This is a genomic window from Bradyrhizobium sp. NBAIM14 (assembly GCF_020193895.1).
GTDB classification, from domain to species: domain Bacteria; phylum Pseudomonadota; class Alphaproteobacteria; order Rhizobiales; family Xanthobacteraceae; genus Bradyrhizobium; species Bradyrhizobium yuanmingense.
Window position 1 is genome coordinate 53,798 of sequence record NZ_JADYVQ010000002.1, and the last position, 12,471, is coordinate 66,268.

The 12,471-nt window shown below is 64.5% G+C and carries 12 protein-coding genes; 6 read left to right on the top strand and 6 right to left on the bottom strand.

The window, feature by feature from the left end; all coding sequences use genetic code 11:
• Positions 1-41: 41 nt before the first annotated feature.
• On the bottom strand, positions 42-197 hold the full coding sequence (locus tag I6F28_RS06040) for a hypothetical protein (RefSeq protein ID WP_167361642.1): 156 nt from the start codon (positions 195-197) through the stop codon (positions 42-44).
• 217 nt (positions 198-414) lie between these two features.
• Here I6F28_RS06040 and ku point away from each other — a divergent pair, with 217 nt between their 5' ends.
• From ku to I6F28_RS06065, 5 genes are all read left to right on the top strand, one after another.
• Positions 415-1,416: a non-homologous end joining protein Ku gene (gene ku, locus I6F28_RS06045; RefSeq protein WP_036005804.1), complete on the top strand. Its 1,002-nt coding sequence runs from the start codon at positions 415-417 to the stop codon at positions 1,414-1,416.
• Between the two features lie 59 nt (positions 1,417-1,475).
• A complete protein-coding gene (locus I6F28_RS06050) occupies positions 1,476-1,712 on the top strand; it encodes a hypothetical protein (RefSeq protein WP_036023267.1) in 237 nt (78 codons plus the stop codon).
• Positions 1,713-1,971: 259 nt separating this feature from the next.
• Positions 1,972-2,136 (top strand): Flp family type IVb pilin, encoded by a 165-nt coding sequence (locus I6F28_RS06055; RefSeq protein ID WP_036005811.1) that lies wholly within the window; start codon positions 1,972-1,974, stop codon positions 2,134-2,136.
• A gap of 121 nt (positions 2,137-2,257) precedes the next feature.
• Positions 2,258-3,784, top strand: coding sequence for a thymidine phosphorylase family protein (locus I6F28_RS06060; RefSeq protein WP_225139471.1), 1,527 nt, complete (start codon positions 2,258-2,260; stop codon positions 3,782-3,784).
• 3 nt (positions 3,785-3,787) lie between these two features.
• Positions 3,788-5,383 (top strand): MBL fold metallo-hydrolase, encoded by a 1,596-nt coding sequence (locus I6F28_RS06065; protein ID WP_225139472.1) that lies wholly within the window; start codon positions 3,788-3,790, stop codon positions 5,381-5,383.
• 833 nt (positions 5,384-6,216) lie between these two features.
• Here I6F28_RS06065 and I6F28_RS06075 read toward each other — a convergent pair.
• Genes I6F28_RS06075 through I6F28_RS06095 form a run of 5 tightly spaced genes read right to left on the bottom strand, consistent with a single transcriptional unit; the run spans position 6,217 to position 11,344 of the window.
• On the bottom strand, positions 6,217-6,906 hold the full coding sequence (locus I6F28_RS06075) for a type 1 glutamine amidotransferase domain-containing protein (RefSeq protein ID WP_036005815.1): 690 nt from the start codon (positions 6,904-6,906) through the stop codon (positions 6,217-6,219).
• Positions 6,907-6,964: 58 nt separating this feature from the next.
• Positions 6,965-7,597 carry a hypothetical protein gene (locus I6F28_RS06080; protein ID WP_036023264.1) on the bottom strand — a complete coding sequence of 211 codons (633 nt, stop codon included), beginning with the start codon at positions 7,595-7,597 and terminating at the stop codon, positions 6,965-6,967.
• Between the two features lie 8 nt (positions 7,598-7,605).
• The gene (locus tag I6F28_RS06085; protein WP_225139474.1) at positions 7,606-9,861 is read right to left on the bottom strand and encodes a xanthine dehydrogenase family protein molybdopterin-binding subunit; all 2,256 of its coding nucleotides are present in this window, start codon (positions 9,859-9,861) and stop codon (positions 7,606-7,608) included.
• Position 9,862: 1 nt separating this feature from the next.
• Complete coding sequence (locus tag I6F28_RS06090; protein WP_036023261.1) at positions 9,863-10,327, bottom strand: (2Fe-2S)-binding protein; 465 nt, start codon at positions 10,325-10,327, stop codon at positions 9,863-9,865.
• 18 nt (positions 10,328-10,345) lie between these two features.
• Positions 10,346-11,344: a helix-turn-helix transcriptional regulator gene (locus I6F28_RS06095; RefSeq protein WP_225139475.1), complete on the bottom strand. Its 999-nt coding sequence runs from the start codon at positions 11,342-11,344 to the stop codon at positions 10,346-10,348.
• Between the two features lie 337 nt (positions 11,345-11,681).
• Between I6F28_RS06095 and I6F28_RS06100 the strand changes: the two genes are divergently transcribed.
• Positions 11,682-12,437 (top strand): alpha/beta hydrolase, encoded by a 756-nt coding sequence (locus I6F28_RS06100; RefSeq protein WP_225111739.1) that lies wholly within the window; start codon positions 11,682-11,684, stop codon positions 12,435-12,437.
• Positions 12,438-12,471 lie beyond the last annotated feature (34 nt).

Here is a 12,471-nt window from a genome sequence, read left to right on the forward strand (position 1 = left end):
CGCGCGGCGAGCCGGAAGGTGCCGGCGTGCTGATCCGGCCGTCAGGTCCGGAAGAACACGAACCAGACGACGGCGAGGATCAGGATCGCAAGCCCGGTCGAGATGGCGAGCAGCGCCGCCACCGATGGTCCGGGCTCGCCCTGGCGTGCCTCGGTCGGAGTTTCGACGATCCGGTTCTGCTCTCGCCTGGTTGCCATGGTGACCTCGATCTGTGGCTGTCGCGTCGGATGGCCGCGACCTCCTCGGCGATGAATTGCCGGGGCAACGCGTCATCTCGGGCGATGTTCCGGTCCAGCAAACACGGCGCAGGCGGCGATTAACGCCGTTGCAAGATTCCGCGCCGGCGGTTGCTATGATTCGCAACTGGGCGATGGTATCCTCAAAGCTTGTCCGCTGTTGCGTCTGGAGTAGCCCATGGCCCCCCGCGCCAATTGGAAGGGTTTTCTGCGTCTGTCGCTCGTGACCTGCCCGGTCGCGCTCTATCCGGCCACTTCGGATACGGAGAAGGTTTCGTTCAACCAGATCAACCGCAAGACCGGCCACCGCATCAAGTATCTCAAGGTCGATGCCGAGACTGGCGACGAGGTGACGTCCGAGGACATCGTCAAGGGCTACAAGGTCGACACCGACACTTATATCGAGGTCACCAAGGACGAGCTGGACGACATCGCGCTCGATTCCACCCACACGATCGAGATCGACGAGTTCGTGCCCAAGGCCGACATCGACAACCGCTATCTGATCCGCCCCTACTACCTCGTGCCGGACGGCAAGGTCGGCCACGACGCCTATGCGGTGATCCGCGAGACCATCCGCAGCATGGACAAGGTCGCGATCGGCCGCGTGGTGCTGACCAACCGCGAGCACATCATCGCGCTGGAGCCGCTCGAGAACGGGCTGATGGGCACGCTGCTGCGCTACCCCTACGAGGTCCGCAGCGAGAAGGAATATTTCGACGACATCCAGGACGTGAAGCTGACGAGGGACATGCTCGACCTCGCCAAGCACATCGTCGAGAAGAAGTCCGGCGCGTTCGAGCCCGAGCTGTTCGAGGATCATTACGAGACCGCTCTGATCGATCTCATCAACAAGAAGCGCAGCGGCATGCCGATCACCGCCAAGGCCGCACCGAAGACCGGCGGCAACGTCATCAGCTTGATGGACGCGCTGAAGAAGAGCATCGCGAACGAGAAGGACGCGGCCCCCGCGGCGAAGGTCGCCAGGGACACGGACAAGGAGACCGCCAAGGACACCAAGGCCAAGAAGCCGAAGAAGCGCGTCGAGGGCCAGCGCGAGATGCTGCTGCCGATATCAGGCAAGGGCGGCAAGGACGCTGCGGCGAAGGCTGCGACCACGCCGAAGAAGGCCGCCGACAAGCCGGTGCGCGCGCCGGCGCGGGCAAAGAAGGCCGGCTGACAGCACCACGCCCCGCGATCACGCCGTGATGTCTCTCCTCGCCGATCGGCCGGCCTGACATGCCCTGGTCGACGGCGTTCGACGATCCCGTTCGCGTGAGCAACAAGCGCAAGCTGCTCACGCTTCAAGAAGCCGCCGACTACATCATGGAGCTGCCCGAGGACGCCCAGCACGAGGCGCATTGGCAGACCGCGATCGAGACCTTGATCAATGCGGCCGAGACCGGCGGCGGCTGGGTGATGTTCGCCCGCATCGCGATGTTGCGGGCGCTGAATACGGACGGCCGGCGCGGATGAGCGCGATCGAGACATCCTTGCCTATTCGTTGACGAACAGGCTCAACAATCGGTTAAGCGGTCAAGCCAATGGGGGCAATGCACCGGGCTGTCGGTTTGACTTCATTTGAACGGATCGACGGAACCCTAATTTAATGAATGCCGTCGTACGAGGTAAGGTGCGATCGCCGTGTTCTGGCGCGCTCGGAGATTTATTCGATCGATTTGCAAGTCCGATAACGACGCGACCATCCATCGGATCGGATGAACAGGAGTTGGCAATGCGTCTGCTTAGGTCCTTCCTTGCCGATGAGAATGGCGCAACCGCAATCGAGTACGGCCTGATCGCCGCAGGGATCGCTCTGGCAATCGTGACCATCGTCAACAGCACGGGCGCTGCGCTGCTCAACAACAAGTTCAACTCGGTCAGCACGGCGATGAAGTAACCGCCGGCCAACGGCCTGCGCAGCGGCTGCCCGCCGGAGCGGCGGGCCATGATCTGGGTCAACAGCATCGGGACGGCGACGTCTAAGCATGGAGGTCCGACTCCCTGCTGCCGGCCCGTCCATGCATCCAGACCTTCCGCATTCCCAACTGAAGATCCGCCGCGTCCGCCTCGACACCGGCCGTGAGAACGTCGTCGTCGTCTCGAGGCGCTCCAAGGCGCTGCGCGCGGAGATCTTCCGCGGTTTCAGCCGCGTCGAGCTTCGTCAGGGCGGCAAGGTTCTGCTGGCGACCCTGCTGATCACGGACGACGATACGCTCGCGGCTCCCGACGAGATCGGCCTCTCCGAGCCTGCGTTCCGGCGCTTCGCCGAAGCGGTCGGAACGGAGGTCACGGTCAGGCCCGCCTCGCCTCCGGAGAGCCTGGAAGCGGTGCGTGCGAAGATCCGCGGACGAACTCTGAGCCAGGCCGAGATCGGCGCGATCATCAGCGACCTTGCCCATTATCGCTACTCCGACATGGAGATCGCCGCCTTCCTGATCGGATCGGCGAGCTTCATCACCAGCGACGAGCTGCTCGCCCTCACGGGGGCCATGGCGCAGGCCGGCACGCAATTGGTCTGGCCGACCCCTGTCGTCGTCGACAAGCATTGCATCGGCGGCATCCCCGGCAACCGCACCTCGATGGTGGTGGTGCCGATCGTCGCCGCGCATGGCCTGCCGATCCCGAAGACCTCCTCGCGCGCGATCACCTCGCCGGCCGGCACCGCCGACACGATGGAGGTGCTGGCGCGGGTGAATATCTCCGTCGAGGAGATGAAGGCGATCGTCTCCTCCTGCAACGGCTGCCTGATCTGGGGCGGGCACGTGAACCTGTCGCCGGCCGACGACGTCCTGATCTCGGTCGAGCGCCCGCTGAGCCTGGATACTCGCGAGCAGATGGTCGCGTCCATCATGTCCAAGAAGATCGCGGCAGGCTCGACCCATCTGCTGATCGACATTCCGGTCGGGCCGACCGCGAAGGTCACCGGCGGCGTCGAGGCCATGCGGCTGCGAAAGCTGTTCGAATTCGTCGGCGACCGCTTCGGCCGGACGGTCGAGGTGATCACGACCGACGGCAGCCAGCCGATCGGCAACGGCATCGGGCCGGTGCTGGAGGCCAACGACGTCATGGCGGTGCTCGGCAACGACAAGGATGCGCCGCGCGATCTGCGCGAGAAGTCGCTCCGGCTCGCCGCCCATCTGCTGGAATACGATCCCAAGCTGCGCGGCGGGGCCGGCTATGCCCGGGCGCGCGAACTGCTGGATAGCGGCGCGGCACTGAAGCAGATGCAGAAGATCATCGACGCACAGGGCCCCTCGACATGCAGCAACGAGCTCGGACCGCTCAGCTTCGACGTCGAGGCGAGGCATGACGGCATCGTGTCCGCAATCGACTGCCTGCGTCTGAACCGCCTCGCCCGCACCGCCGGCGCGCCGCTCGACAAGGGCGCAGGCATCCGCCTGTTCAAGAAGATCGGCGACCGCGTCGAGCAGGGCGAGCCACTCTATCGCGTCTACACGTTCGGCCGGTCGGAGCACGATTTGGCGGCCAGCGCGACTGCGGCCGACAACGGCTATGCGATCAACGGCAAGCCTCTCGGAGAATGACAGATGAGCATCACCGTTCGATTCTGCGGTGCCACCCGCACCGTGACCGGCTCGAGCTATCTGTTCCAGACCGCAAGCGGCTGTTTCCTGGTCGATTGCGGATTGTTCCAGGGCCAGAAGACGCTGAAGGAGCTCAATTATCGCGCCTTTCCGTTTCGCCCCGCCGACATCGATGCGGTGCTGCTCACGCACGCTCACATCGACCATAGCGGTCTCTTGCCGAAGCTCGTGCGCGCGGGCTTCGAGGGGCCGATCCTGGCGACGCGCGGCACGATCGACCTCTGCTCCTACATGCTGCCCGATGCCGGCAACATCCAGGAATCGGAGGTCAAGCAGCTCAACCGGCGCAACGCCTCGCGCGGGCGCAAGGAGGTCGAGCCGATCTACACGCAGGCCGACGCGATCGCATCGCTGCGATCGTTCCGCGCCGTCGACTACGAACGATGGACCGACGTGATCCCCGGCGTCCGCGCACGCTACTGGAACGCCGGCCATTTGCTCGGCTCCGCGTCGATCGAGCTGGAAATCGCCGAGCAAGGCGCGGCGCGGCCGCTGCGCGTGCTCGTCTCCGGCGACGTCGGGCCGGAGGCCAAGCTGCTCCAGCCCGATCCCGAAGCGCCGAGCGATTTCGACTACGTCATCTCGGAATCGACCTATGGCGACCGCGCGCACGAGGCCACGACACCTGCGCTTCGCCGCAAGCACCTCGCGGCCGAGGTGCGCGATGCCGCGGCGGCCGGCGGCGCGCTGCTGCTGCCGGCCTTCGCGGTCGAGCGCACCCAGGAGCTGATCGTCGATCTCGTCGACCTGATGGAGCACCGCGAGATTCCGACGGCGCCGATTTTCCTCGATTCACCGCTCGCGATCCGCGCGACCGAAGTGTTCCGCCGCCATTCCGAGAGCCTCGATCCGTCGGTCGACGCCACGCGCCTGCTCAACTCGCCGCATCTGAAATTCACCGAGACCGCGGACGAGAGCAAGGCGATCATGCGTCTGTCCGGATTTCACATCATCATCGCTGCGAGCGGCATGTGCGATGCGGGCCGGATCCGCCATCATCTGAAGCGCTGGCTGTGGAACGAGCGCGCGACCGTGCTTCTGGCCGGCTTCCAGGCCAACGGCACGCTCGGCCGCTTCCTTCAGAACGGGGCCAAGGCCGTCCGCATCCAGGGCGACGAGATCAAGGTCGCCGCCCGCATCCGCATGATCGACGAATATTCGGGTCATGCCGACGGCGCCGGCATGGCCAGCTGGATCGCGGCGCGTCGTCCCATCGCGCGCGGGCTGTTCCTGGTCCACGGCGAGGAAGCGGCGGTTGCGGGCCTGGCCGAGCGCGTCGCCGAGCGCATCATTCCCGCGGCCAGGATCTACCAGCCGATGCTGGACGACACTTTCGAGCTCGCGGCACCCGAACCGCGCGTGCTCGACGCCGATCATCGCCGGCGACTGTCGCCGGAGGCCGTGACGCGTCTCGACTGGCACAACGAGATGTCCGAGCTGATGCTCGACATCAACGATCGCGTCGCAGCCGCCGCCGACGACCGCGCCCGCGGCGTCATCATCCGAAGGCTGCGGCGGGCGCTGCAGGAAACGGCGTAGCGCTCGCGGAAACAATAATCCGGATTGCGCCTAGCTTCATCCAGGCTACGGCGCTTTGACGGCCCTCTGGGTGCTGATATTCTCCGGCGGAACGGGCTCGACGAGCCATGCCGCCAATCGATCAACCAGCGCTGCCGAGAGAATGCGGATGAGACGCGTGATGCTCCTGACGATCGGCCTCATGTCTGTCGTCGCCTGGCCGCACGACAGCGCCAGAGGCCAAACTTCGGCCGCGCCGCCGGTTTCGCTTGCTCGGCCCGATGCAGCGCCGCCACGCCCGGGTGCCACCAAGCCCCCCCGGGTAACGACGAACGGAACTCCAGCAGCGACGTCCAGCAGGGAGCCTTCCGTGATTGGCCGGCCTCAACCGAATCCAGCCGCCGACTACGATGGCTTCAGCGTCGGCACCGTCGATGACGTTGGCACTCCGAGCCGCGTGACGCCGGCCGTGCGTTCACGCGCAGCAAGGGACGCCAGGTCCAATCCGGATGGTCTCGATCAAGAAGATGAGGCGTTGAAGCGAAAGCTGATGATCTGCCAGAGCTGCAAATAGCAGAGCAATCGGATATGACTTGTGGCGGCGGCCTGCGCGCACGCCTCGTCCTTCGGGACGGCGCTGACGCGCCTCCTCAGAATGAGGCTAGTCAGCATCAGTGCTCGTTGAAATGGCTGCCGCGCACTCCGCCCTCATCCTGAGGAGCCCGCCCATAGCGGGCGTCTCGAAGGATGGCCGCCGGGGAAACTCCCAAATGCGATAGCCCTGCTGCAAAGAGGGATGTAAGCACAGCTTCAGATGCCGCGCCCATCCCGCTCGAATTCGTCCTTGCGAATCTTCAGGTTTTCGCGCCGCTGCTCCTATCCTTGAGGGCGGCCAGCAACTCTTTTCCGAGCGCTCCGGCAGAGGCGGGGTTCTGGCCCGTGATGAGCCGGCCATCGACGACGACGTGAGGTTGCCAATTGGCCGCGGACGAGTACTCGGCACCCTCTGCCCTCAACGCATCCTCGAGCTCGTAAGGTACGTCATCGCGCGCATAGTCGTACTCTTCCTTCTTCGAAAAGGATGTCAGCTTCTTGCCGCGCACGAACGGGACGCCATCGCCGAGGTCGACGCCAAGCAGCGCGCACGGCCCGTGACAGACAGCGGCGACGAGCTTGCCGGTGCTCCAGGCTCGCACAACGGCACTTTGGACCGCCGCATTGCGCTGGATGTCCACCATGGGACCAAGACCGCCGGGTATCAGGATGGCGTCGTAGTCGGCGGCATCCACCTCGGATAATTTACGGCTGTGATTCAGGCGGCGAAAGGCTTTGCTGGCGAGGAAATCCTTCTGAGCAGGATCTTTCTCGTCATATGCATCGTAAGGCGTCCACCCCCCGGCCGGCGACGCGAACTCCACCGCGATCCCAGCCTTGTCGAGCACCTCGAAAGGATGGGCAACCTCGGCGAAAAAGAAGCCGGTCTTGCGACTATGCGGTCCGATCACGGCTGCGTTGGTGACAATGAAGAGGACGTGTTGGGTCATGGTTTTCTCCTTTCGATAATGCTATCTGGGATCGCCTTGCCGCGGTGCGGAGACCGCCTCAATTCGGACAGGGCTGTCCGGCCGCGCCCCACATCGCCATGTCCTTGACGTGATCCTCGAAGGTGCCGGGCGGCGTTGAGCGGCCGGCTCCGGGCGCCCAGCCGCGCGGGATGAAGCCGCTCAGCGAGGCATCGTGCCGCAAATGCCCGACGAGACCAGCGGCGTCGCGACCGCCGTTGCGCTTGGGATCTTTCATCTGCGCGCAGATCTCGGCGCCGCTCTTGCCGAACCAGATGAAAGCCACCGGGGCGAGCTGCCAATCGATGCCGGCGCGCGGCGGCGACGGCGCCGGCTCGTTCGCCTGGGTCGAGGTCATGTGGCAGGTCGAGCACGGGATCGCTTCCGCTCCGATGCGGCTCTCGCCGCCATGGATGTTCATGCCATGCGGGCGAGGCTTGGTTTCGCCGGCCGGCGTCCAGATCGGTATCGCCTTGGCATCGACATGGCAGTTGGCACACCGTGGATGGGTCACGACGGCTTCGATCCGCTTCCACGCCTCCAGCCCCTCGGCGCGGCTGACGCTACCGGGCGGCAGCAGGTCCTTGGCGGCCTCGTCCTTCGCGGCGACGATCCCGGTCAGGGCGGCGACGGCCGACGCTGCCAAGACCAACGCGATCAGAGATCTCTGCATGGCGTGTCTCACACGAAATCGATGAACTTGTTGAAGGGCATTTCGCGGATGCGCTTTCCGGTCGCCGCGAAGATCGCATTGGCAAGCGCAGGCGCGGCGGGTGGCACCGGCGGCTCTCCGAGGCCCCTCACCTTCGGATCGTTCTCGAGCCCGCGAACTTCGATGACCGGGCATTGGTGGATCCGCATCGCCTCATGGTGATTGTAATTGGTCTGCTGCGCCGCGCCTTTTGAGTAGGTGATTTCGCAATTGATCGCGTGGCCTAGGCCCCAGACGACGCCGCCCTGGACCTGGTTCTCGAAATTGACGGGATCGATCACCTTGCCGACGTCGACCGCGACCCAGACCTTGTCGATCCGGACGCCACGGTCCGTCGCCGTCACCTCGACGACCTCGGCAACCGGTGTCCCGAACGACTCGACGAAGGCGACGCCGCGGCCCCTGCCGTTGCCGAGCGGCCCCTTCCAGGTCGACATCTCCGCGACCGTCTCCAGCAGCTTGCGATAATGCGGCACATTGCACATCGCGATGCGCGCCTTCATGGGATCGAGGCCGGCTGCGTGGATCAATTCGTCAATGAAGCTTTCGGTGAAGAAGCCGGCCGTGGACGCTCCCACGGAGCGCCAGGTGGTGCACGGCGACAGCCCTTGCGCCTCGTAGCTGATGGCGCGGAAGTTGGGGATGTCGTAATAGACGTTCCACGTGCCGGCGGCCAATTGAGGATCGGGATCCTTCGAGGGTGCACCCATGCGCTCGAGCAGTCCCTTGAACGGCGCCGTCGATGCCAATTGCAGGTCGGTCGCAACGATCTTGCCGTTGGCGACGCTTCCCCTGTGACGCGCGATCGCAATCTGCCGCGGAATATCCTGAAGGAAATCCTCCTCGCGCGAGAAGACGAGCTTGATCGGCGTCCCGCGCATCTGATTGGCGATCTCGGCGAGCACGCGGACGTTCTCGAATTCGAGACGATGGCCGAAGCTTCCGCCGGTCCATTGATTGTGGAAGGTGACCTGCTCCGGCTTGAGGCCGATAGCGTTCGCCGCGATGGCTTGCACCGCCTGCGGGCTCTGATGGCCAACCCAGATTTCCATGCCCTTGTCGGTGACGAGACCGATCCCGTTCAGCGGCTCGAGCGGCTGATGCGCCACGTAAGGGGCGCGATATTCGGCTTCGACGAGCTTGCCCGTCTTCAGGCCGGCTCCGACGTCGCCGATCGTCCGCCACTCCTTGCCGAGGAATTCGGGCTTGAACGATGATTCCAGCACTTTCCAATGATCGGCCTGCTCGGCGGGATAGGCCGAAGGCGCCCACTCGCAAGCGATGGCGTCGACGGCTTTCATCGCGTACCAGCTGTTGGTGGCGATCACCGCAACGCCGTTCTTGATCTCGAGGATCTTCTTCACGCCCGGCATCGCGCGCGCCTTGCTGGCGTCGTAGGATTTCAGCGGCTGTCCCTTGCCGGGGTTCAGTTTGACGGAGGCGTAGAGCATGCCCTCCATCTTCAGGTCGATGCCGAATTGCAGTTCGCCCATCACTTTGGCGCGCACGTCGAGGCGCGTCATCGGCTTGCCCAGCATGCGCCATGTCGAGGGATCGCGCGGCTGCGCATCGAGCACCGGCGGAATTCTTGCGGCCTCGGCCGCCAGTGAGACGTACGGAATTTTGCTTCCGTCAGGCAGGATCACGTGGCCGGATTGCGTGCGGATGTCGGCGACGGCGACGCCCGAACGTTTGGCCGCAGCTGCCTTCAACGTCTCACGCGCAACTGCCCCTGCCACGCGCAGCTTGTCATAGGTGTCCGGGATCGTGCTCGAGCCGCCCGTCATCTGCAGGCCGGATTTTCGAAGACTTTCCAGCGCAGCAGCGCGTGCCGCTTCGGCCTCAGGACTCTGGTCCGCGGCCAGGAACGGCGCCAGTTCCTCCTTGAATCCGGTGTTGAAGTAAGCGGGACTCGGGCCGGCGAAGCGGACTTCGAACTGGCCGGGGTCGAGGTCCATCTCTTCGGCGATCATGATCGGCTGCACCGAGCCGACGCCCTGGCCGATGTCGGCGTGTTGCGCGATCAGCGTGATCTTGTCGGGGCTGATCTCGACCCATGGATTGAAGGTGACGGAATTCGGGCCGAGTCCGGCGGCCAGCGGATTGCCATCGGCACTCGGCGCGGTCGCTTCGGCCGGACCATAGGCACCGAAAACGATGCCACCGGCGACCGCGGCAGAGCCGAACACGAAAGCCCGACGCGAAAGGGTTTGCATGTCGCCCATCTCACTTCTCCGCCATCTTGTTTGCGGCGGCCGCATGGATCGCCGCACGAATGCGCGGATAGGTGCCGCAGCGGCAGAGATTGCCGGACATCACCTGGTTGATCTGCTCGTCAGTCGGTTTTGGGATCGATGCAAGAAGCGAGATGGCCTGCATGATCTGACCGGTCTGGCAGTAGCCGCATTGCGGCACCTGATGCGCGATCCAGGCCTGCAAGACCGGATTTTGGTCCTTGTTGTGCAGGCCTTCGAGCGTGACGACCGATTTGCCCGCGACCTCGCCGATATGGGCCTGGCAGGACCGCACCGCCTTGCCGTCGATGTGAACGGTGCAGGCCCCGCATTGCGCGACCCCGCAGCCGTATTTGGCGCTGGTGATGCCCAGTTCGTCACGCAGCACCCACAACAGGGGCATCTCGGGCACGACGTCGACCTGGCGCTTGATCCCGTTCACCTTGAGCTCGATCATGCCGATATGTCCTCTCGCCTACCTGGTCGCTGCAACAGCAATGCTCGACGCCCATTGCGCCGTATTTCCGAATCCTGCTGGATCATGCGCAATCCCTGCGGAATGGCTTTCGAGCCAATCGGCTTTCACCTCGACCTGGCCACAGCACAATTCGCGATACTGCCCCGGGGTGAGATTTGCGGCCTTGCGGAATACGCGCGTGAAATTGGCCTGCGAGCCGAAACCGAACTCCAGGGCAATCTCGACCAGCGACAGGTGGTCGCGCGCGAGCTCCTCTCGCGCGGCGTGGACGCGGCGATCGGTGACATAACGGTGCGGTGACAGTCCGGTCGCCTCGCGAAACAGCCGGGAAAAATGATAGGGGCTGAGGCAGGCTTGGGTCGCCAGATCCTCCAACCTGATATCGCTGCCGAGAGACGCCTCGATATAGTCCAGCACGCGCTGCAGGCGTCGCGCGTCGAGCGCCGGCGACTTGTCGGGCGCGCGCCAGCGGTCGATCGTGTAATTGCCCAGGAGATGCGCCGCGAGGGTGACCTGGATCCCCTCCACGAACAGCGCGTCGGTCGGGTGGCGCGGGCGATGGAGCAGATCGCGAAGCGGCGAGCAGATGTGGAAGAGCACCTGGTCCGCCAGGCCGTGAGCATAGGCGATCTCGACCTTGGCCGGATCGATGCCGAAATCCGCAAGCGCGCTGTGGTCAAGCAGTGTCGACGGCAGATAGAGATGAAGACATTCCATCCGGTCCGAAAGCTCGAGATGGCTCTCCTGCGTCCCCACGGGCACGAGATAAGTCATGCCCGGACGCGCAAGACTTTTCTGGATTTCGCCGTTGCCGGCACGGCACACCATGCCCCCGCCCGACAGCAGCATGACGAGCTCGGTGCAGATGGGAACGGGCGTTGCCTGACAGCCTGCCTCGAACTTGCGATGCTCGATGCTCAGCCCCGGCCAATCATTGACCCCCGCGAGCTTCTCGCTGTTCTTGTACTTGTGATCTCCATGCGTCACGAGCGCCATTACGACCTCCGCTTCGTTGCGGCGATTCCCGGCCCCGTATCGCGCGAGCGATCATTCCATCCGGTGGTGAGTTGCAGCCCCGGTCACTGCCACGCCGATCGCGAATTACTCACAAGCTGCGCCAGCGAAGTCCAGAGGCGGCACGGTTAAAGGAGGTAAAAGCCAGCCAAGGCAAAGGCTTGGCGCCAGACGTGTTCGGCTTCGCAAGCTTGATCTCCTCGCACCTCAGCAAGATGCGTGCGTCATCGCGCAGGAATCGGAAATATCGCAATGCGGGCCTGCGCTAGTGAAAGGCGCATCAACGGCAATGTCGCCGTATCGAGGATAGGAGCCTGCTATGAAGCCGCTTACCTCCGCGCTTGCCGCATTGTCGATCGCAACCGCCGTCCCCGCGGCCGCCGCCGACCGAAATGTTTCGATTGTTCTCGTGCACGGCGCCTTCGTCGATGGCTCGGGCTGGAAGGACACCTACGGCATCCTCTCGGAGGCGGGCTATGAGGTGCTCGTCGTTCAGCAGCCGACGATCACGCTTCGCGACGATGTCGCCGAGACCGAGCGCGTGATCGCCAAGGCGCGGCATCCCGTCATTCTGGTCGGGCATTCCTATGGTGGGATGGTCATCACGGAAGCCGGCGACAATCCCAAGGTTCGCAGCCTGGTCTATCTCGCTGCCTTTGCTCCTGACGCCGGAGAGTCCGTCAGCACGCTGGCGGAAGCCCCGGTGCCCGCCGGCGAGCACAAAGCTCCGCTGGTCACCGAGGGCAATTATCTGCTCGTCGACCGCGCAAAATTCCCCACCTCTTTCGCGGCCGATGTCGACCCGGCCACGACCCGCTTCATGGGCGCCGCGCAGCTGCCCTGGGGATTGCAGGCGGTGCAGACCAAGGTCGATCGCGTGGCCTGGAAGACCAAGCCGACCTATTACATGGTGACGAGCGAGGATCACATGATCCCGCCGACCGCACAGCGCACCATGGCCAAGCGTTCGGGCGCGAAGGTGACGGAGATGAAGAGCAGCCACGCGGTCATGCTGTCGCATCCGCGCGAGGTCGCGGAGTTCATCAGAAGCGCAGACACGTCAGCGACGCAGTGAGATCGGCCGCGCCCCCCACGGACATGCCCGTCGC